Consider the following 21933-nt stretch of genomic DNA (forward strand, 5'->3'; position numbering starts at 1 on the left):
TCGAACTTATTATCAAAATGTTATGCTTGGATTTGACATATCAAAATCAACGTGTCAAACCGCTCAAAGGAGGAAGTTTCCAGTCATGTCCTTGTCCCAGCTCCGTTTAAGAACCGCGGTTCTTGATACGCTGTCAGCGAATGGCGCGCAGTCGCGTGCTGATGTCGCCAGGCGCGTGGGCGCGTCGCGTTCGACGATATCGCTGATTATTGGATCAATGATAGCGGAGGGGCTTGTGCAAGAAGTGGAGAGTGCTGGCTCGGGTGGAAAGGCGGCCGGACGTCCCAGCACCCAGATCGCGCTTGCCAGTCCTGAGGGCTTCTACATCGGTGTCGACTTCGGACGGATATTCATCAAGGCAGCCATCTCCGATGCGAATTATAGCATAATCGAACAAATCTCCGCCGACTTCGATATCGACATGCCCGCTGAGGTCGCCATGGATCTCGCGGCCGAGAAGGTCAACGAGATCATCGAGCGTTCCGGCGTTGATCGCGCCAAGATCAAAGCGGTCGGCATCGGCGTCCCCGGCCCCGTCGACGCGAGCACCGGCCACCTTCATGCCGGCTCTATCCTGGCGCGTTGGGTCGGCACCGACGTTCCCGGCGGGCTGTCGCGGCGCCTCGATCTACCTGTCTACATGGATAACGACGCCAATCTCGGCGCACTGGCCGAGAGCGTCTATGGCGCGGCACGGCAGTCCAGCGTCGCGCTCTATGTCCTTCTTTCCGTCGGCGTCGGCCTTGGCATCGCATTCAACGGACAAGTCTTCCGCGGCGCGAGCGGCATTGCCGGCGAACTCGGCCATGTCGTCGTCGACGAGCATGGAGACGTCTGCCGCTGCGGCAGCCGCGGATGCCTCGAGGCTATCATATCGGTCAATTCGCTGGCCAAGTCGCTCAGCGCCTCGCATGGCGCGATCTCCTCCGACGAGATGCTGCGGCTTGCCGTGAAGGGCGACATCGGCGCTAACCGGGTGATCGCCGATGCCGGCCATCTGGCCGGCCGGTCGGTCGGCGCGCTTTGCAGCTATTTCAATCCCGAGATCGTTATCGTCGGCGGAGAGCTCATGCGCGCCGGCGATAGCCTTCTGACACCGCTCAAGGAAGCGATGAAGCGGTTTTCCATCGCACGCGCGACGGAAAACGTCCGCGTCGTGCCCGCTGCCCTTGGCGAACAGGCCGAATTGATCGGCACCTTGCTTTACGCGGCCGAGCGCCATCGCCAAGCGGCGGTCTCGGCCAGCATTTCTGGAGAGACTGGATCATGACCGATACCCCGACCCAAGCAACCGGAAGCAGGGAAGCGACATGGCACTGGTCATCCCTGTCTGCCTACGCGCTGCCCATCATCTTCGTGTTGCTGTTGATCGTCTTCAGCCTGACCATTCCGTACTTCGCCACGTGGGCGAATTTCGCGAACGTGCTCCAGCGCAACTCGATCATCGGCATCGTTGCCTGCGGCATGCTTCTTATGATCATTACCGGCGGCTTCGACCTCTCTGTCGGCGCAGTCGGCGCGATGTCCTCGGTCGCGGCGGCTGCGGTGATCGTCCAGTATTCGATCCCGCTCGGCATCGTCACCGCACTTTTTCTTGGCCTCGTGGTCGGCGTCGCCAATGGCTTCTTCATCGCCAAGATCGGCATCAGCCCCTTCGTCACCACGCTGGCGACGCAGGTTCTCGTCACCGGCTTCCTCTTCGTCGGCACGGCCGCGCAGCCTGTCTATGGCGTGCCTGAATCCTTTACCGTTCTCGGCCTGGGCCGTATTGGTCCGGTTCCGATCCCGACGATCATCTTCGCCATCGTTGCGCTCGTCACCTGGGCCATCCTGCGCTTCACGACGCTCGGCCACTATATCTACATCGTCGGCGGCAACAAGCAGGCGGCTCGCCTTGCCGGCATCGACGTCGACCGTATCCTTCTGATCACCTACGCACTTGGCGGCCTGTTCGCAGCCGTTGCCGGCATCGTTCTCCTCGGACAGACCAACATCGGTCAACCGGCCAGCGCCACCGATTGGCCGCTGACCGCCATCGCCGCGGTCGTTGTCGGCGGCGTACCGCTTTCGGGCGGCGTCGGTCAGGTCTGGAGCGCCGTGCTCGGCACGCTGCTTCTCGGCATCATCGCCAATGCCCTCAATCTGCTTGGCGTATCCCCGTTCTGGCAGCCGGCCGTCACCGGCGCCGTCATTCTCGTGGCCGTCGGCCTCGACAGCTATCACCGCAAGCAGCGCGAACGTCGCTGATATGACTAGAGGAGGAAATGCCAATGAAACGTCTCTCGCGTAGAAACCTGATGCTCGGCGCAGCCGTCGTCGCCACCATTGCCGCGACGGGCATGACGCACGCCCAGGAGGGCAAGCGCATCGGCTTCATGATCTGGAATACATCGGTTCCGTTCTATTCAAACCTGATCAAGACCGCCAACGAAACCGCGCAGAAGCAGGGCATCAAGCTCGACATCCAAAGTGGCAACGGCGACCTGTCGGCACAGATCTCGGTCGTGCAGCAGTTCATCGCCCAACAGGTCGACATGATCATGATCGCGCCGAGCGACCCGAAGGGCATCGTTCCTATCATCCGCCAGGCCAATGCCGCCAATATTCCTGTCATGGCTGTGAACACCAGTGCCGATATCAGCACCGGCGCCAAGATCGTCACCTATGTCGGCGTCGATGACTTCGTATTCGGCCAGCGCCAAGGCGAACTCGTCATCAAGGCTGTCGGCGAAAAGGCCAAGATCGCCTACATCCTCGGCAAGCTCGGCACGTCGGCGCAGCTCGCCCGCGAGGCCGGCCTCATGGACACGCTAAAGAAGTATCCGGGCATCGAAATCGTTGAAAAGCAGGCTGCAGACTGGGATAACTCCAAGGCGCTCGCGATCACCCAGGATTACCTGAGCAAGTATCAGCCGGGCTCGATCGCCGCCATCGTCGACCAGGGACCGGAGGGCGTGAACGGCGCCAACTTCGCCAGCGAAAACGGCCGCACCGACGTGAAGTTCATCCTCGGCGACTATCCGGCCGACGTTCGCAACGCGATCATCAAGGGCACGGTCTACGGCACGGTCAACCAGGATCCGGCACCCCAGGGCTCGACGGCGATCGAAGACGCCGCTCTCGTCTTTTCGGGCAAGGCCGACCAGGTCCCGACCCCGAACCACTACCTCGACCTGCCGACGATCACCAAGGACAACGTCGAGCAGTACAAGGCTGCCTGGGGCGGCTGATAGAATGGGAGAAAAGTCGATGCTTCTCGAAATGCGGAACATCCGCAAGGCGTTCTCGAACGTGCAGGTTTTGCGCGGCGTCGACTTCTCGCTGAAAGCCGGAGAAATCCACGCTCTCGTCGGCCATAACGGGGCCGGCAAGAGTACCCTGATGAAGGTGCTCGGCGGGAATTTTTCCGACTATGAAGGCGATATCCTGCTGGAGGGCGAAAGCGTTCATCTGCGTAGCCCGAAGGAAGCGCTGCAGCGCGGCGTCGCCATCATCTACCAGGATTTTTCACTCGTTCCCGAACTGACGGTTGCCGAAAACATCACGCTTGGTCGCGTGCCGAAAGGCAAGGTCGGCGGCACGATCGGACATGGCGAGATGCGTAAGCGCTCGGCGGCCGAAGCTGCCGCGCTTGGCGTCACGCTTCCGATGGACGCAGCCGTGCGCACGCTCGGTGTCGGCGGCCAGCAGCTGACGGAAATCGTTCGCGCCTGCTCGAAGGACGTCAAGATCCTCGTCATGGACGAGCCGACCGCGCGCCTGGCACCGGCCGAACGCGAACTGCTTTTCGCCACCATGAGGCGCATGGCCGACGAGCGTCAGGTCGGCATCGTCTATATCAGCCACTTCCTCGACGAGGTCTGCCGTCTCTCCGACCGCATCACGCTGATGCGTGACGGACTGATCGTCGAAACAGGACCGGGCAAGGATTACACCGTCGAGCGACTGGCCGAAGTGCTGGTCGGCCACGAGATATCCGAGAACAAGACCGCGGCGCCGACATCCGAGCTCGGCTCCGAGGCATTGTCGGCTACCGGCCTGGCCGTGCACGGCCGCCCGCCGATCGATTTCGCCATTCGCAAGGGCGAGATCGTCGGCCTCGCCGGCCTGGTCGGCTCCGGCCGCACGCGCCTCGCGCGCGCGCTCATCGGCGACGTCCGCTCCCAAGGGACGATCGCAATCGACGGACGGCCTTTTCGGCGGCTGAGCCCGGAGAAGGCAACCAGGCGCGGGCTGGCGCTGGTTCCGGAAGACAGGAAGATTGCCGGGCTCGCGCTTGGCGCGTCCGTCGAAACCAATATCTGCGTCAGCGCGCTCGGCAAGCTCATGTCGGTTGCCGGCTTCATCAGGCCCGGCAGCAGGCGGCGCCTGGCTGAGGACATGATCAAGCGCTTCGTCATCCGCCCGCCGGATCGCAAGAAGATCGTTGGCAATCTCAGCGGTGGCAACGCGCAGAAGGTGCTGCTTGCAAGAGCCGTCGGCTCCAAGCCGGTCGCCCTCATTCTCGACCAGCCGACGGCGGGTGTCGATATCGGCGCGAAGGGCGAACTGCACAACCAGATCCGCCTGGCGGCCCAGCAGGGAACCGGCGTGCTTGTCATTTCTGACGATCTCGACGAGCTTCTCGAGCTCAGCGACAGCTTGCTTGTGATGAATGCGGGCGCGCTGACGGGACGTTTCCGCAAGGACGAGCTTACCCGCGCCTCGCTTCTTTCCGCGATCAGCCGGGCAAAAACCGCCTAGCGCGGCCTCAGTCCCGCCTGAAACCCTTCAGAGCCTCGATCACCCGCCCCCCCTTTTCGGTCTGGCGGAGATCGAGAAGATCGGAGAAGGTGAAGACGCATACGCCCTCGACCGGGCTCGCGGCCAGCGCGTCGAGCGCGCGGCCAAACTCATCGGCGGAGATATCGGTCGACCTGCCGCGGCCAGCATGCATGCCATCGAGATAGAGGGCTTGGCCCTGTAAAGTGCAGATCGCCTTCTGGCCGCTGCGCTGGATGATATCGGTCGCGACCGCCGCCGGCCATGTCGCAGGCTTTGCCAGAATCTGATGGTACGCCATGACCTCGAAGACATCGACCACGCTTGCAAGCATCGACATGTTTTGGCCGAATACCTCTTCGACCGCATTGCCGAAATCCGAGCGGAAGAACGGCAGCGTGTTGATGGAGTATTGAAGCCCCGATTTGACCGGCTCGAGCGCCTTGCGAATCCGGGCGATCGCATTGCCCGTTCGCTCGCACTTCCATCGCGTCCAAGCGTCACGCTCGGCACCCATCAGAACGGCCGCGGCCGCCGCTGGTTCGGTGGCAGGAACATCCCGCCCGGTTTCACGATTGAAGCGTTCGACTGTTTGTGCCGAGAAGCAATATTCGGGCTTCACACGTCTCTCGTCACCGTCAAGCCAAGTTTCCCAGAAGCCGGGCCAGCGGATGAAGCCGAGGTGGACCGCGTCCGGCTGCAAAGCCGCAACGCCCTTTTCGAGCAGCCCGATCTTGTGGGCGAGGTTTTCTTCGCGATCCGGCGGCATGCCGACATACCAATCCTGCTGCGTACCCTTGCCCCCCCACTGGTCCGTGCCCAGAAGTCCGGGATTCGCGTCGGAAAAGTCGGGATCGAAACAGATGTTCAGGCAGGCGAAATACGCAATTCCCCGATCGGCCAGCAGTTTGCGAAACGCCACATCATCAAGCGCCTCGTACGCAAGGCGATCCTCCGCGGCGACGCTGCTGGTCACGGCGGAATTCGGCATGGGCAGGAATTTGCTTTGCGCGATCACATAGGTGGCGCCCCATTCTGCAAGCAGATCGGCCGTCTGCTCGGCCGAGAGACGATGCCTCAGGAACCAGTCATTGTCGTAGATCTTGACGCCAAATCGCAAATCCAATTCAGTCTCCCCGGCCACGCCATACCCCAAGGTGATTTAAAAGATCATCGGCGCAATGCAATGGCGAGATCAAATTCCCGACTTTTCCGATCCGGGTGAAGCGGCCGCAAAGCGGCCACCTGCGGCAATGGAACCAGAACATTTTTATCAAACATTACAACAAATTAACTCGCTCACCATCTGCTTTGATGCGATGATTCACCGTGTCTCGGATTGATTTGCGGTGTGCGTTTAGTTCACCGCAGTCGGCGGGGCGCCCGGCACCCCGCCGGGTTTTGCAATCCACTTCCCAAGTACAATTCCAGGCATTCCTATCGGAGCAGAGAATGAAGAAAATAGCGCTCGCGGCAACCTTGGCCGCCGTCGCCGGTTTTTCCGGTCAGGCCTTTGCGGACCAGCCCCATCATGGCAAGCCTCACAAGCTGGTGTGCCATACCGAGCACCACAAAGTGAAGGTCCACGGCAAGTGGATCATCAAGGAAACCAAGATCTGCAAGTAACTCGGCGGATGTCGATTGCGGAGGGGCGATGCAGCTTGCCCCTCCAACCCTGGGGCTTTTAATTCGCAAGCATCATGCAATGAGCAAGTCCACCGACCTGTCGCCTGCCGCGACATCCACCGCGTATCGCTATGGCACCATGCAGAGATCGCTGCATTGGACAATGGCAACCGTCATCCTCATAGCGCTGGCAATCGGGCTTTACTGTTCGTATCTCGGCCACGGCTCGGTCCAGCGGCAGTTTCTCATGGACATCCACAAGTCGCTCGGCATGACAGCCTTGGCACTCCTGATCATCCGTATCCCGATCCGCGCCGCGACGGCTGAGCCGGACTGGCGACGCAGGCCGCCGCTCTACGAGCGTCTTGCATCTAAGATCGTCCACCTTGCGCTCTACGCACTGATGATGCTGATGCCCATTTCCGGTTACGTCACCTCGTCTTCGGGAGGCCGGACAGTGCCGTGGTTCGCGCTATTCACTTGGCCAAATCTCCTCACGGAAAACCGTCCACTCGGACGGATGGTTGGCGTGATTCATCATTATGGCGGCTACACGTTCTTCGCGCTGCTTTTCCTCCACCTCGGCGCCGTCGTCCGGCACAGGCTGATCAGGCAGGACGAAGTGCTATCCCGCATGCTGTAGGCTCTTCGTGCCGTGGCACCTTACGAGCCACTGAAATATTCGAGCTCATTGGCGATCCGCTCCACCGTCCGTAGCAGCGCGTGCGTCCGCGCTTCATCCGCGGCGGTGCGGTCCGCGAAAAAGACGCGTCCGTCGGTCAGCGACGGCTCGGTCAAGATAGTCCGCAGAGCGCCCTTGAGCGGATAGGCTTCGACCACCTTGGATGGGAATATGCCGATGCCGGTTCCGGCCGCGACAATCTGCAGGGCGGCATTCAGGCTCGAACACAGGCAGGTCTTTTCCGGCGTGATCTTCGCTCCGGCGAACCAGCCGATCGTTGTTCGATACATGGCGGTCGGTGGCGGCGTCGTAACGATCGTCGATTGCGCCAGCTGGCGGGGCGAACTCCCAACGTTCTGCATGCCCGAAGCACCGACCCAATCGTTCGTCTGCACTCCGAGCGCCGATAGCCGGACTTCGCGCAACCCGATTGGATCGACGAGGATCGCGACATCGAGCTCGCCGTTCGTCAGCGATTGCTCGAGCACGTCGCTGGTGGCAACCACCCACTCGGGTCGCAGAAGGGGGAAGTCGGTTCGCATGCCATCGATAAGGCGTGGCATGCAGGTGACCGCGAACCCTTCCGCGACCCCGAAGCGCACATTTCCCTCCATTTCCGGTGTCCGCGAGAGATTGGCGAGGCCACGATAGGCATCCAGCACGATCGATGTGCGCCCGAGGAAAGCATGGCCATGCCGCGTCAGCCGCAATCCCCTGCCCTGTCTCTCGAACAGCGGAACCTCGATCTCGCTCTCCAGCTGCTTCAAGCGCAGCGACAGGGTCGGCTGCGTGACGTTGAGGCGGTCGGCGGCTTTCTGAACGCTGTTCAGCTGCGCCGTCCAATAGAAAGCCTCAAGCTGCGGAATGGATGGTCGATTCATTGAAAAAACCTATACGTGTTTCCGAAAAATCCCAATTGGACATTGGAAACCTATGCATCGAATAATCCGCGTCAAGAAGGTTGTCTGGGAGGAGACCTGAATGGCGAAGCGCAGCTGGATTGCGATCCTCATATTTACCGCCGTCATCATCAACTACATCGACAGGATTGCGCTCTCGATCGCCTCGAAGCCGATCGTTGAGGAGTTCGGCTTCACACCGGTGCAGATGGGCTATCTGTTCTCGGGCTTTCTCTGGACATATGTGATCTGCCTCATCCCCATCGGCCTGCTCGTGGAGCGGATCGGCGCCAAGCGAATGGTCGGCGGCGGCATCGCGATCTGGTCGGGCGCAACGATCCTGACGGCGGCGACGTCCGGTTTCACAAGCCTGCTCGGCGCCCGCCTTGTTATGGGTGCCAGCGAAGCTTCGACCTTCCCGGCCTGCGGCCGCATCATCCGAAACTGGTTTCCCGAGCGCGAGCGTGGTCTGGTAACGACGCTTTTCAACGGCGGTTCTTCGGCTGGTCCCGCGCTCGGGGCGCTCGTCACCGCAGCACTGGTGGAGGCCGCCGGCTGGCGCACGACATTCGTCGTGCTCGGCATCATCGGTTATGTCTGGCTGGCCGCCTGGTGGTTCTGGTACGCCGAGCCCGAACGCGCCACGTGGCTCTCGGAAGATGAACGCCGGACAATTCTGGCCGGGCGCGATGGCGACAACAGCGGCGAGCCGACCCCGCCCTCCTCGCTTCGATATCTGCTGTCGCAGACCAGCGTCTGGGGCCTTGTGATCACGCAGGCTTGCCTCGTCTATACCGCCTATCTCTTCCTGACCTGGCTTCCGACTTTCCTGCAGTCGACGCGCGAACTCTCGACGCTCAACACCGGCTACCTCACCGCCATCCCCTATCTGATCACCATCGTGCTCAGCGTGCTGATCGCCTGGGCCAGCGACAAGTCCCTCTCCTCCGCGCGTATTCGGAGCGGCGCACGGCGCTATTTCATCGCGGCGATGGCGATCCTCTCGCTGCTTATCCTGCTCGCACCATCCGTCAGCGATCTCTCGGAGCTACTGATCGTTCTCACGCTAGTGCTCACCGGCTCGACGACCGGCGCCGGGCTGAACTTCACGCTTGCGAGCGATCTCCTGCGCAATCCCGCCGATGTATCGCGCGTGATCGCGATCACCGCCCTTGGCGGCAATCTGTTCGGGCTCATCGCACCGATCATCACCGGCTATGTCGTGGCCGGTACCGGCGGCTACGACTGGGCATTCGCGGTTGCCGCCGGACTGCTGCTGGTGGGCGCGATCGCGACCCTGACGATGACCCGCCGGCCGATCGATCCGGAATTCGAAGCCGGCGCGGACGACGTTTCGCTGTACCAGACACAATAGGCACGCCCATGACCTATCACTACGCCCGTCCCCGCCGCGAGGTCACCGACGCGACACGCAGAATGGTCGTCCAGGATTTCCCCGAAATCGCGGAGATACCCGACGATGATCTTCGCAGGCGAACCATCGAGGCGTGGAGCTACTCGCTGAGTTGCTCCGGTTTTCAGCGCCTGTCGGACATTCCGCCGGAGGGCAACCCGGGCTCGCCAGCACTGATCAGCGGCAGCCAGGCGGACCATGTGCGCGGCGTGTTCCGCTATACCAACGTCATCGCGCGCGAATTCCAGGATGCCTATCCGGCCGTCTCTATCGACTGGGGCATCCTGCTCGCTGGCGCCGCGTGCCACGACGTCGGCAAACCCTATGAGTTTGATACCGAGAACCGCCAGCGCTGGCAGAGAGATCCGGCGGGCGCCGGCGCTCCGACATTCCGGCATTCGGTTTTCGGCATGCACGTCTGTCTGACCGTCGGCCTTCCCGACGAGGTCGCGCATATCGCCGTCGGTCATTCATTCGAGGGGAATCACACGGGAGTGAGTACGGAGTGCATGATCGTTCGCCAGGCGGACCATGGTTGGTGGCATGTGGCCGCAGCGCTCGGGCTGGCCGATCCAGCGACACTTGGCGGACTGGCATCCAACCTGACCGTGCGCCCTCTTCGACCTAGCTAAGACTGTGCGACGACCATTGGTGGCCGCAGAGGATCAGATTCGCAATCAACGATGGAGGAGAAGTTGATGAGACGATTGTCCCTATTGAGCCGGGCGGGAGGATTGGCCCTGCTGACGATGCCGCTGATATCGGCCTCGCCTGCCACTGCCCAAGAGTTTATCGCATCGCAGAGCAAGACGACCGTCGAGACGAACAAGGGAAGCCTCGTCGGCGCTCTTGATGACGGCATCTACAGCTATCTGGGAGTGCCCTACGCAGAGGCCGAACGCTTCATGCCGGCGAAGGAGATCGAACCCTGGAAGGGGGTGCGTCCGGCGGTCACCTATGGCGAGAATTGCTTCATCCCGCAAATGAAGGAAGTTGCCGGCGACGAACTCTTCAACCCGCACCGCTATATGCCGATGAGCGAAGCGTGCCAGTTCCTCAACGTCTGGACGCCAGCGATCAAGGACGGAAAGAAACGGCCGATCATGGTCTGGATCCACGGCGGTGGCTTCACCAACGGTTCCGGTATCGAGCTGACATCCTATGACGGGCATAATCTCAGCAAGGAAGGCGATGTCGTCGTCGTCACGCTGAACCACCGCCTGAATGTACTCGGCTTCCTCGATCTTTCCGCCTATGGAGACAAGTACAAGCAATCGGGCAATGCCAGCGTCACCGATCTCGTCGCGGCGCTGAAGTGGGTTCACGACAATGCCGAGGCTTTCGGCGGCGATCCCCGCAATGTCACGATCTTCGGCCAGTCCGGCGGTGGCTACAAGGTGCGCGCGCTGATGGGAACGCCGGCTGCGAAAGGCCTGTTCCAGAAGGCGATTGTCCAGAGTGGCTCGCGGACCGATTCCGTGACCGACCAGAAATCCTCGCGAAAGGTCGCGGAACTTACGCTGAAGAACCTCGGCCTGAAGAAGAACGAGGTCGATAAGCTGGCGAAGGTCAACTACTACGACCTGCTTGCCGCATCCGACAAGGCGCTCAAGGACGCGGCGGCCGCGGGCGCCAAGGATGCCCGCTACGCGCCGGTCGAGGACGGTTCCTACATTCCCGAGAACCCGGTCGGGACACGCTGGGTCGATCAGGCGAGCGACATTCCGCTCATGGTAGGGAACACGCTCAACGAATTCGAGACCGTGATCAACCACAAGAGCGCCGAGCTGCTTGCCGACAACCGAAGCGGCTGGGACGACGCCAAGGTCAAGGCCAAGCTCAAGGAACGCTTCGGCGACAAGGCCGACGCGGTCGGCACGGCATTCGCGGCCGCCTACCCGGAGAAGAAGCCGGCCGACGCTTACTTCATCGACCTTCGCTTCCGCCCCGGCGCGATACGCGATCTCGACCTGAAGGCAAAGCAGAACGGAGCGCCTGTTTATTCCTACATGTTCGCTTATGAATCGCCGGTGCTCGATGGCATCGCCATGTCGTGGCATTGCTCAGAACTGCCTTATGTCTTCGCCAATGCCGGGCTGGTCAAGACCTCGACCGGCGGTGGCGCGGAAGCGCTCGAACTCTCGAAGAAGATGAGCCAGGCGTGGGTGAATTTTGCCCGCAAGGGCAAGCCGAGCGCCGAAGGCCTTCCGGATTGGCCCGCCTACACGAGCGACAAACCATCGACGATGGTCTTCGACAAGGATAGCCGCGTCGCCGTCGATCTCGACCGCAAGCTGCTGCAGGCAGCCGGCGCGCTCTAGATTGCGCCGCTGCGCCGGGCGGGTCGATCGCCCGGCGCTTTTCTCGCTTGCCCTTCGACGACGGGCGAGCGCGACCATGTATTTCAGGAGGTATAATGAAGACGATTGCCCTATTGACCGCCCTCACCGCCGTTCCCGCAATTGTATTGGCTCAGCAGGACAAGACGCCCGCGACAGCGGATCAGGCGCCCTACGAATCCCACTACATCAGGCTGAGCGACGACACGGAAGGGCTGCTGCTGCAGCCGAAGGCGCCCAATCCGAACGCGCATGTCGCCTTCGTGTTCTCCCACCCCAATCGCGACAACTTCAAGGAGCTTCCGGGACCCGCCATTGCCAGCCATGGCTATACGGTGATGCTGGTGAACTATCGCGGCGACCGCGACAACCCGGATGCGCCGCCCGAAGACTTCCTGCCCAGCATCTCGGAGGGCATCGCCAAACTGAGGACGCTGCCGGGCATCGACAAGGTCGTCCTGCTCGCCCACAGCGGCGGCACGCACATGGGCACGCTTTACGAAAACGTCGCCGAGCATGGTCCGGCCACCTGCCAGGGAGCGGAGAAGATCGTTCCCTGCGACGGCAAGAAGATCGGCAAGCTCGAAAAGCCGGATGCGCTGATCCTGCTTGATCCGACCCTCGGCGCAGCGCATCAGATGAGCGCCGTCGATCCCGCTGGCGGAGGCGAGAAGCGCGACGCAAGCCTCGATATGTTCGCCAAGGAAAACGGCTATGACATCGAAGGCAAGAAGGCGACCTATACGCCTGAGTTCGCCAAGGCGTTCTATGCCGCCCAGGCGAAGCGCAACAACGAGATCGTCGATGCCGCGCTTGAGCGGCTGAAGCTGATCGAAGCCGGCAAGGGCGAATTTTCGAACGACGAGCCCTTCGTCGTGAAGGGCGTCGGCATCCGGGCACTTGGAGCCCGTCTCTACCAGCCGGATCTCTCCTTCGCCGCGCACACCAAGCAGTCTCACATGCTGCTGAAGGCCGACGGAACGCGACATGTTGAGGTGATCAAGTCTGTGCGCCCATCAGCCGGCGGCCAGCAGGTCCTGACGATGCTCGACGAGCTGGGCGCCATGAATTACTCGACGACGGTCCGTGGGTTCCTCGCCAATTCGGCGATCCGCGCAAGCGCAGACTACGCCTTCACGGCCGACGACATTACCGGGATTGACTGGGCCTCGTCCTACACCTCGACGCCGGCAAACGCCGAAGGCGTGACCGTGCCTGCTCTCGTGCTGACGATGAGCTGCCATTATCTCGTCGTCCCGGGCGAAGTGATCTACGACCGCCTCGGTTCGAAGGACAAGACCTACGCCTCGGTAGAGGGCGCCACGCATCTCTTCCAGCCGTGCCGGTCCGAGTATGGCGACACGAAGAAGCGCGTGTTCGATTTTGTCGATGAATGGGTTTCCAAACCCGGGCGCCTCTAGCGCGACCGCGGTTCGAGTATCCCATCCCAACGATCTTAGGAGGAGATCATCCATGAGGAAAACCACATTGAAATCGAGCCTGCTGGCGGCCGCGGCAAGCCTCGCCACACTTGGACTGTCGTTCGGAGCGGCGCACGCGGCATCCGAAATCGGCGTCGTCACGACCGAAGGCGGCAAGGTGAGCGGCGTGGACACGGATGTGCCCGGCGTCGAAGTCTTCAAGGGCATCCCGTTCGCCGGGCCTACCGGTGGCGACAACCGCTTCAAGCCGCCGCAGCCGGTCGAGACGTGGGACGGGGTCAGGAAGGCCGACACCTGGGGCGACCAGGCGCTTCAGGACGTCCACACCAACCCGACCGGCGCTTTCTGGGGCGATGAGTTCTACTTCGATCCGGATTTTCTGCCGAAGGCCAGCGAGAGCGGCCTGAACCTGAATGTCTGGACACCGGCAAAGAGCACGAAGGCGAAATTGCCGGTCTATGTCTGGATCCACGGCGGCGCCAATCATCACGGCTACGCGTCCGAAATGGAATTCTACGCATCGAAGCTGGCGGCCAAGGGCATTATCGTGGTGTCGGTGCAATACCGCCTCGGCGCGCTTGGCTGGCTGGCACTGCCGGAGCTTTCGGCCGAGAGCCCAAACAAGGTCTCCGGCAACTACGCCATGCTCGACCTCATCAAGGCGCTGCAGTGGGTGCATGGGAATATCGCGGGCTTCGGCGGCGATCCCGATAATGTCACCATCGGCGGCCAGTCGGCCGGCGCGCGCAACTCGTCGATGCTGCTGCGCTCACCGCTGGCCAAGGGTCTCTTCCATCGCGCGGTGATCGAGAGCGGCCAGACCGGCTTTTTCTCTTTGCCGATGCAGCCGCTCGCCGAGCGCGAGGAAGCCAACAAGAAGGCCGTCGAGCAGGCCTTCGGCAAGCCCATGAACCTGGCCGACCTGCGCGCCATTCCGACCGACGACTTCATTTCCAAGAAGGCCGCGGACGACAAGACGCAGCTCTACGAAGCGCTGCACAAGGGCGTCAATGGAACGGCGCAGCATACGGTCGACGGGTATGTCTTCACCAACGAGTCCGTCGATCTGCTTCGCCCGGGGGCGCTTGATGGCATCGACATCATGTTCGGCGGGACCTCGGATGAATATACGTCGCTGATGGGCGGTCCGGACAAGACACTTTCGGATACGGAATTCGCCGATGCCATGTCGAAGATCGGCTATGACGATGCCTGGAAGAAGGTCTATCGCCCATCGGATCCGCAGGATGCCTATCGCAAGTGGCTGCGCGCCAAGGCGGACTACAATCTGCAGGGTTATCTGCTGTCCGCGGAGATCGCGAAGCGGCGTAACAAGAACTCCAACATCTACACCTTCTACTTCAACCACGCTCCTCCGGGGCGCAACACCGAGTTCTACGGCTCCTTCCACTCCTCCGACCTTTGGTACTTCATGGATTCGATCCGCGAAAAGCCGGGCCAACGGTTCTGGACCGGCGCCGACTACCGCATGGCGGATACGATGTCCTCCTATCTCGCGAACTTCGTTAAGACCGGCGATCCGAACGGCAAGAAGCTGCCGGAATGGCCGCAGGCGACGCACAGCACGTTCATGCGTTTCCACGACGGCTACGCGCTCTCAGTCAAGCACACGCCCTATCCGGAGCGTGACGCACTGAACCGGGAGACTATCATTCGCGTCCAGAAACTCGAGGTCGAGTCCGGCGGTAAACACTGAGCCAATCGGTCGCTTTGGTCGCGGCGCCTCGCGGAAGTCGGCCGATGCTAACTTCCGCTTCCTAATAACATGAACCCATACATCAAAGAGTTCACAGCTAGGAGGAAGCGACCTAAAGGGGCCACCAGACAATCTCATCCGTGTTCCCTGGTGGCTTGCCCTAGTCGAAGTCTGGGATGAGGATGCGCTGATATTACGCGAAGGTAAATCCAACAGCGAAATTTGGGAGGAGCCAGACATTCTAGGAGGACTCTCTCCGCCTGGTCCGACGTGCTCGTTGACCTTTCACAGTTCGTGCCGCTTGCTCTCTAGGGCTTTGCTGACTCGCCGCACTCACAAGACGGAAGTCAAACGACCGGCAGTGATCCATGACGAGAGAGGGTTCCGCTGCGAACCAAGCCTCAGTTGGATAACACCTAGCTATAGGGCACGGCGACCGCATCCAAGACGCCACAGCTCTATAGCCAATTCTTATGTAGTTCTTGTCATTTCGAAATAGCCTTACCTAGCTATTGCTCGCACGTTACCCGACACGACCAACCCTTTTCTTGGGTGGCTGACGACTGAAGTTAAGAAACTCGCCGAGGCCGACGGCCTCCACCTCGAGATCGCCGACGCTGGTGCGAGCCCCGTCAAGCAGATGGAGCAAATCGAGAACTTCATCGCCATGGGCGTGAAGGTCATCGACATCATGCCGGTCGATCCCAACAACGTGCAGGACATCATCCAGCGCGCGCAGAGTCAGGGCATCAAGATCTTCGTTCAGGGCACGGACACCCAGGCCTACGATGTCATGCAGAACATCGACCAGCACGATGCAGGCAAGCAGGCCGCCGAGATGAGCATCGACTGGATTACCAAGACATTCTCGACCGATGGCACGGTAGACGGCATTCCGAAAGGCGCCGACGCGCCGATGGTGATCGTGATCCCGGCAACTGACACCATCGACGCCAAGAACCGTTCGCAGGGCATGATCGATGCGATCAACGCCTGGGGGCATGCGACAGTCGTGATCTCGCCGACGGAGGCGCGTTCGACCGCCCAGGGCTCGTCCGTCATGGAAACGCTCATGCTGCAGAACCCGGACGCCGACGCCGTTCTCACCTACAACGCCGACACTGCGATGGGCGTGAACGAATTCATCATGGGACGCAGCCAGACCGAAAAGTTGCTTTTCGGCGTCTTCAGCGGCGACTGGTCGCCGCCTGTCCAAGAGACGATCAACATGTCGCTCAACAATGAAGCGGTCTTCCGTGGGACCATCCGCATCGTCGGACCGGAACTCGACGGCGCGGCGGCCGATCTCCCGGTCGCCACCTTGAAGATCATGAAAGGCCTGGTCGAAGGCAAAACGCCCTATGGAAAATGGGTCAAGGACGTCATCGCAAAGACAGGCCCGGAACAAAAGGGCTAGCTCATGGCCGACACGCAAGCAGCGGGCGCTTCGGCGCCTCTTCTTTCACTCCATCGAATCACCAAGACTTATCCGGGCGTGATAGCGCTCAACGAAGTTTCGGTCTCGTTCAACGCCGGCGAGGTCCACGCGATCGTCGGCGAGAACGGTGCGGGCAAGTCGACGATGATCAAGACCATCGCCGGCGCGGTGGAACCGGATGAAGGGACCATCGAGATCGCCGGCAGCAGCCATTCGGCACTCGCCCCGGCCATCTCGCGTGGTCTCGGGGTCGAGGTCATCTATCAGGAATTCAACCTCGTCCCGACACTGTCGGTCGCCGAGAACATTTTCCTCGGGCAGAAGAACGGATGGCGCGTCGATTTCAAGACGATGCGCCAGAATGCAAAGCGGCTTCTCCACGAGCTGGGAGTCGATATCGATCCGTCGGCCCTCGCTCGCGATCTCCCCTCCTCGCAACAGCAACTGGTCGAAATCGCCAAGGCGCTCGCCAAGAACCCGCGCATCCTGATCATGGACGAGCCAACAGCGCCGCTCTCGCTGGTCGAGGTCGAAAGCCTGTTCTCGATCGTTCGCAAGGCGCGGGCGCGAGGAACCTGCATTCTCTACGTCTCGCATAGATTGGACGAGATCTTTACGATCTGCGACCGTGTAACGATCTTGCGCGATGGCAGATATGTCACCACCGCGGTAACGCGCGACCTCGACCGTGATCACCTCGTGAAGCTGATGGTGGGACGCGAACTGACCAATACCTACCCAGCGCGCAAGCCCGCGACCACCGAGGTTGCGCTCGAGCTGCGCAGTCTTCAGGGCAATGGCAACGAACCGATCTCGTTTGCGCTCCATCGCGGGGAGATCCTCGGTGTGGCGGGCCTTGTTGGCGCTGGCCGAACCGAACTTGCCAAGGTCATCTATGGTGCGGCGCGTCAGGACGGCGGCGAACTCTTGGTGAATGGACGGGTGGCCCATTTTGAAAGTCCCCGCCAGGCCATGAAGGCCGGTATCGGCCTGGTGCCTGAAAACCGCAAAGAAGAAGGTGTCTTCCTCGACAAGCCGATACGTTGGAACATAGCCATCGCCGCACTCGAGCAACTGAAGCGTAAATTGATCGTCGACCGCAAGGCGGAAGCGAACATGGGGCAAACCTATCAGGAGCGGCTTCGGATCAAGACACCATCCCTCGACCAGCTTGTGAAGAATCTCTCTGGTGGCAACCAGCAGAAGGTCGTCATTGCGAAGACGCTTGCAGCAAAGGCCGACATCATCATCTTCGACGAACCAACGCGCGGCATCGACGTGGGCGCGCGCGCCGAAGTTTACAGCCTCATGGCCGAACTTGCCGCGGAGGGCATCGCAATCCTCATGATCACCTCCGACATGGAAGAACTTCTCGGCATGTCGGATCGAATCCTCGTTCTGCACGACGGGCGCGCCACCGGCCTTATCGCCCGTTCCGAAGCAACCCAGGAGCGCGTGCTGTCGCTCGCCTCCGGACTTCTTGAAAGCAAAGCCGCATGACAGACCTTACCCTCAATCGAACATGGCAGTTCGTTCCGTCACTGAGACGGTACATCATCCCGCTTCTCCTTGTCGCACTGCTGGCGCTGTTCTCCTTCCTGTCTCCATACTTTCTGACGGTCCAGAATCTCACAAACATCCTGGTGCAGAACTCCTACATGATAATCGCGGCCGTGGGCCTGTCTTTCGTGATGATCTCAGGAGGCATTGATCTGTCCATCGGCTATCAGATGTCCGTCGTCGGCATCGTGACTGCGGTGTGCATGAAGTGGCTGAACATCCCCGTGGCGCCGTCGATCGTTCTGGGCGTAGGCTGCGGAGTGCTCATGGGCCTGGTGAATGGAATGGCCTCGATCCTGCTTAAGGTCCATTCGCTCATCGTGACGCTCGGCACGCTGACGATCTTCCAGGGTCTCAGCTATATCATCTCCAACCAGTCCGCGATCATCAACCTGCCGCCTGCCTTCAAGTTTATCGGCCAGGGCTACGTCGCCGATTGGTTGCCGGTCTCCGTCGTGTTGATGATCATCTGTGTTGCCGTAGCGTCTTTCCTGCTCAACGTCACCTCGGTTGGCAGGATGATTTACGCCCTCGGCGGCAATGAAGACGCAGCCTATCTGACAGGCATTCCCGTCACCCGCGTGAAGGTGCTCGTCTATTCTCTCTGCAGCTTCTTCGTCGCCATGTCGGCGATCGTATTGTTCGCCCGTTCTGGTTCGGCATCGTCCTCGACGGGGCCCGGCACCGAGTTCACCGCCATCACGGCGGCGGTCCTTGGAGGAATAAGCTTCAAAGGCGGCGAAGGCCGCATGCTCGGACTGGTAACCGGCGTCCTCATCCTCGGCGTGCTAGCCAATGGGATGCAGCTTGTCGGCCTCAACACCTACGCGCAGTACATCGTCAAGGGCTTCGTGCTGCTCGCTGCCGTCGGCTTCGACACTTATCAAAATTCAATTCGTACCAAGAAGAAAGCATCCTAAAATGGCGGATCCGAATTCACCCAACGGCCCGAATGGCATCTACGTGCTCCCCTTCGCCGATATCGAGCATATTGCCAACAAACATCTCGACATGGCCTATGCATCGACCAGCGAGTTCCAGAAGCTGGATCTTTATCTCCCCGAAGGTGAGGCTCCGATCGGTGGATGGCCGCTTCTGGTCTTCGTGCATGGCGGAGCATGGATGATGTGCGACAAGCGCGACATCCAGCTCAATCCGCCACTGCGGCTGCTCAAGGAGGAAATTGCGGTTGCCTCGATAAACTATCGCCTCTCGTCGGAAGCGAAGTTTCCCGCGCAGATCCATGACGTGAAGACCGCCCTACGGTGCCTGAAAGCGAGAGCCCGGGAATTCGGAATCGCGAAAGACCGTGTGGCCATCTGGGGTGCATCTGCAGGCGCACATCTAGCCGCGCTTGCCGGCACAAGCGCGGGTGTTTCGCTTCTCGAAGATCTCAGCACCGGCTGGGCGGAGGAGGATGCAAGGGTGCGTGCCGTGGTATCGTGGTTCGGACCGACGAACTTCCTGAAGATGGACCTCCATCTTTCACAAACACGAGCCGGAGACCCCGATCATAATGACGCCCAGAGTCCGGAGTCAAAGTTACTTGGAATTCCGATCACCGAAGCTAGGGCAATGGTGCACGCAGCCAATCCTGAAACGTGGATCACGCCGGACTGCCCACCTTTCTTGTTCCAGCATGCACCGAATGATCCAATCGTGCCTGTCCAACAATCCATACTCTTCGCCGATTTAATTTCTCGAACCGCCGGCCCTGACCGCGCGATCCTGCATCTGGTCGAAAACGCCGGACACGCTGGTCCGGAGTTCGAGCGCGACGACGTTGTCGATAAGAGCATCGACTTTCTTCGCGATCATCTTCTCGCCAAAGCCTAGCTCGGTGCCCGCCATTACCCGGCGCGGCGCTGGCTCTGCGCCGGTTTTGGCCAGTAGAGCCTGCGATCCATTGATCGGCGAAACGGGCACGCCATCAATTACCAGCCCGTCATTGGCCCGCTGTTGACAGCTATCAGGAACACGCGATCCAGCTGTCTCCGTCGGTTCGATCGAGTTGAACGAGTGATAAGGAGTAGCACCATTGCTCCGACACCTCCTTGCACATCTAACTCGTGGCTAGATAGCTGCAGCCCACCATGCGCATCTGTCTGGAGCGTAGAAAGGCGTCCGCCGCTGGAGCAATAAGGCTCGCTTCTGTCTCCCCATTTGAAAAATGCTTGTAGCTCCCAGTTCGGTCTCCAGACTACTTCTTCGTGAAGTGGTAGCTTCCAAACAGACTACGACCAGGCCAATCTCGCAGCTTCACCGTCTCGGTAGCCTCACCCTTTTCCCAATTTGACGCATTATAGACATCGCCAGTTCCCTTGTAGTGGGCGATGTAGGGGTAAGGATACACAGGACGGGTCATCGCGGGCAGTTCGGATTTGGGCTTCGGCGGAATGCCACCTTTCAACCCTTCCGGCGGCTTGCCTCCGAAAGCCGGTGCCCCGAAACTACTTGCATGGCTTGTCGAGCGCGTCATGATAGCGTCGGGCGCCACACCGCCCTCGACCCAGGTCATGATCGCGGTCAGCAGATCAAGATTGCCCGGACCCTGCCCATTACCGCAATGAGCAACGCCGGGAAGCAGGTAAAGGCGCTCGAAGCTCTCCACGCTCCCCTCGCCCATTTGCGCTTGTAGCGCCTTGTGCAAGGAAAGCGTGTTTGCAGGAGAGATATGCGGGTCGGCGAGGCCATGCCAGAGAATCAGCTTGCCGCCGGCCTTCTGGAAGGCCGACAGGTCGGCACTAGTGGCGTCGAAGAAGGAGTGCCGCGGGCGCAAGGCCTCTAGCGTTTCCTCGGTGAACTGGAACGAGGCCAGGGTCGCTTTTGCATCGGGCTTCTCGAAGGCCAGATAGCGGACCGCCGGCAAGGCAGCCGAAGTGCTCATCAGCGCGCCGTCGGCCTTATCGGCAACGAAGACACCGGCCCAGTCTAGCTCGGAACCGAATTGCGGCTGGCCGGCCGTCAGATGCGCGCCGGTCCTTGAATCCTTCGGTCCTTCATAGAACTTGCGCGCCACCTCGGCTTCCGCCGATGTCAGGCACGCCGAAGTGTCTGTCGCACCGGTTGCACAGGTAACCGTGGCTACATCGAACTTGCATGCGGCCGGATTGGAAACCAGACCGTCCTTTAGGCCATCGAATTCGTCGCACGCAGCGACGACCGCCTTGTGGAGGATTGGCAAACGATCTGTCAGCAGGACTACCTTGCCGCTGGAATCGGTGTTCGATACCGCCTGCCAGGCGTGATAAAGCGTGTTCTGGACTTGAAAGAGCATGGCCGGCGCACCGGCGATCACGCCATTGAAGTCGTCGGAGAAACGCATCGCCTCCATCAGGGCCTCGCGCCCGCCATCGGAGCAACCGTTAAAATAGGCGTATCTCTGCGGCTGCCCGTAGAAGGTTTTGATCAGGGCCTTGGACGCTTCGGCCGTGAGGTGTTGGGCGCGGTAGGCGAAGTCCTCGCGCTTTTGCGCATCGAGGCCCCAGCTTCCGTCGTTGCCCATTCCACCGCCGTGACCCATGTCGGTCGCCGCCGTGACGAAGCCGCCATCATTATAGACCTCGCAGCTATCGGCGGCCCCCACCGTCAAAGTGATCTGGCCACACAGCCCACCGCAGCCGAGCTGCATGTAGCGCTGCGTCCAAGTTTCGGAGGGCAACAGCACTTGAAAATTGATCGCCGGCGCGAGCGTGCCTTTGACCGAGCAAACATTGATGCCGCCGCTCGTCGTCTGGGTTGTTTCGGTGATCTTGCTGCCAATGCCGCCAATGGCCGTAAGATCGACGTCGGCCAGCGCCGCACAACTCTTCACCACCGGCTTGACGATAGCAAGATCGACAGGCGCTGCCGCTAAAACTGCAGCGCCGTTTCCAATGACGCTCGCCACGAGCGAGAGGGATACAAACAGTCCACGAAGCCAAATCTTCATATCATGCCTCCTTTGGGGGGATCTTCATCGGCCGAGATAAACAGGCCGGGTAGCCTGCACGCGCTACGATGAGCGCTAGCGCACCGATGGCCGCGAGGAACCAACTGGCGAAATACAGCCACCG

The 21933-nt window shown here is 60.8% G+C and carries 18 protein-coding genes; 15 read left to right on the forward strand and 3 right to left on the reverse strand.

What is annotated here, in order from left to right:
* Positions 1 to 85: 85 nt before the first annotated feature.
* The 4 genes from FY152_24990 to FY152_25005 are packed head-to-tail and all read left to right on the forward strand — an operon-like array spanning position 86 to position 4743.
* Positions 86 to 1270: an ROK family transcriptional regulator gene (locus tag FY152_24990; GenBank protein ID UXS35394.1), complete on the forward strand. Its 1185-nt coding sequence runs from the start codon at positions 86 to 88 to the stop codon at positions 1268 to 1270.
* Complete coding sequence (locus FY152_24995) at positions 1267 to 2247, forward strand: ABC transporter permease (protein ID UXS35395.1); 981 nt, start codon at positions 1267 to 1269, stop codon at positions 2245 to 2247. Before FY152_24990 ends, FY152_24995 begins: the two co-directional genes overlap by 4 nt.
* 23 nt (positions 2248 to 2270) lie before the next feature.
* Positions 2271 to 3230: a sugar ABC transporter substrate-binding protein gene (locus FY152_25000; protein UXS35396.1), complete on the forward strand. Its 960-nt coding sequence runs from the start codon at positions 2271 to 2273 to the stop codon at positions 3228 to 3230.
* 19 nt (positions 3231 to 3249) lie between these two features.
* Complete coding sequence (locus FY152_25005) at positions 3250 to 4743, forward strand: sugar ABC transporter ATP-binding protein (protein UXS35397.1); 1494 nt, start codon at positions 3250 to 3252, stop codon at positions 4741 to 4743.
* A 7-nt stretch (positions 4744 to 4750) separates the two neighbouring features.
* Here the strand turns inward: FY152_25005 and FY152_25010 are convergent, their stop codons facing one another.
* Positions 4751 to 5887 (reverse strand): hypothetical protein, encoded by a 1137-nt coding sequence (locus FY152_25010; protein UXS35398.1) that lies wholly within the window; start codon positions 5885 to 5887, stop codon positions 4751 to 4753.
* Between the two features lie 326 nt (positions 5888 to 6213).
* Here FY152_25010 and FY152_25015 point away from each other — a divergent pair, with 326 nt between their 5' ends.
* On the forward strand, positions 6214 to 6387 hold the full coding sequence (locus FY152_25015; GenBank protein UXS35399.1) for a hypothetical protein: 174 nt from the start codon (positions 6214 to 6216) through the stop codon (positions 6385 to 6387).
* A 79-nt stretch (positions 6388 to 6466) separates the two neighbouring features.
* A complete protein-coding gene (locus FY152_25020; GenBank protein UXS35400.1) occupies positions 6467 to 7030 on the forward strand; it encodes a cytochrome b in 564 nt (187 codons plus the stop codon).
* A gap of 20 nt (positions 7031 to 7050) precedes the next feature.
* Here the strand turns inward: FY152_25020 and FY152_25025 are convergent, their stop codons facing one another.
* The gene (locus FY152_25025; protein ID UXS35401.1) at positions 7051 to 7950 is read right to left on the reverse strand and encodes a LysR family transcriptional regulator; all 900 of its coding nucleotides are present in this window, start codon (positions 7948 to 7950) and stop codon (positions 7051 to 7053) included.
* 100 nt (positions 7951 to 8050) lie between these two features.
* Here FY152_25025 and FY152_25030 point away from each other — a divergent pair, with 100 nt between their 5' ends.
* From FY152_25030 to FY152_25070, 9 genes are all read left to right on the forward strand, one after another.
* Positions 8051 to 9343, forward strand: a complete 1293-nt coding sequence (locus tag FY152_25030; GenBank protein UXS35402.1) for an MFS transporter — start codon at positions 8051 to 8053, stop codon at positions 9341 to 9343.
* A gap of 8 nt (positions 9344 to 9351) precedes the next feature.
* Complete coding sequence (locus FY152_25035; GenBank protein UXS35403.1) at positions 9352 to 10014, forward strand: HD domain-containing protein; 663 nt, start codon at positions 9352 to 9354, stop codon at positions 10012 to 10014.
* Between the two features lie 51 nt (positions 10015 to 10065).
* Positions 10066 to 11703 carry a carboxylesterase/lipase family protein gene (locus FY152_25040; protein ID UXS35404.1) on the forward strand — a complete coding sequence of 546 codons (1638 nt, stop codon included), beginning with the start codon at positions 10066 to 10068 and terminating at the stop codon, positions 11701 to 11703.
* A 95-nt stretch (positions 11704 to 11798) separates the two neighbouring features.
* Positions 11799 to 13142 (forward strand): alpha/beta hydrolase, encoded by a 1344-nt coding sequence (locus FY152_25045; GenBank protein UXS35405.1) that lies wholly within the window; start codon positions 11799 to 11801, stop codon positions 13140 to 13142.
* A gap of 52 nt (positions 13143 to 13194) precedes the next feature.
* On the forward strand, positions 13195 to 14880 hold the full coding sequence (locus FY152_25050; protein ID UXS35406.1) for a carboxylesterase family protein: 1686 nt from the start codon (positions 13195 to 13197) through the stop codon (positions 14878 to 14880).
* A gap of 511 nt (positions 14881 to 15391) precedes the next feature.
* Positions 15392 to 16297 (forward strand): sugar ABC transporter substrate-binding protein, encoded by a 906-nt coding sequence (locus tag FY152_25055; protein UXS35514.1) that lies wholly within the window; start codon positions 15392 to 15394, stop codon positions 16295 to 16297.
* Between the two features lie 3 nt (positions 16298 to 16300).
* Positions 16301 to 17818, forward strand: coding sequence for a sugar ABC transporter ATP-binding protein (locus tag FY152_25060; GenBank protein UXS35407.1), 1518 nt, complete (start codon positions 16301 to 16303; stop codon positions 17816 to 17818).
* Positions 17815 to 18798 (forward strand): ABC transporter permease, encoded by a 984-nt coding sequence (locus tag FY152_25065; protein UXS35408.1) that lies wholly within the window; start codon positions 17815 to 17817, stop codon positions 18796 to 18798. The genes FY152_25060 and FY152_25065 overlap by 4 nt, the downstream gene beginning before the upstream one ends.
* Before the next feature lies 1 nt (position 18799).
* Positions 18800 to 19714: an alpha/beta hydrolase gene (locus FY152_25070; GenBank protein UXS35409.1), complete on the forward strand. Its 915-nt coding sequence runs from the start codon at positions 18800 to 18802 to the stop codon at positions 19712 to 19714.
* Between the two features lie 364 nt (positions 19715 to 20078).
* Here FY152_25070 and FY152_25075 read toward each other — a convergent pair whose 3' ends face one another.
* Complete coding sequence (locus FY152_25075; protein UXS35410.1) at positions 20079 to 21809, reverse strand: tannase/feruloyl esterase family alpha/beta hydrolase; 1731 nt, start codon at positions 21807 to 21809, stop codon at positions 20079 to 20081.
* Positions 21810 to 21933: the final 124 nt, after the last annotated feature.

This window comes from Agrobacterium tumefaciens (assembly GCA_025560025.1).
Classification (GTDB): Bacteria; Pseudomonadota; Alphaproteobacteria; order Rhizobiales; family Rhizobiaceae; genus Agrobacterium.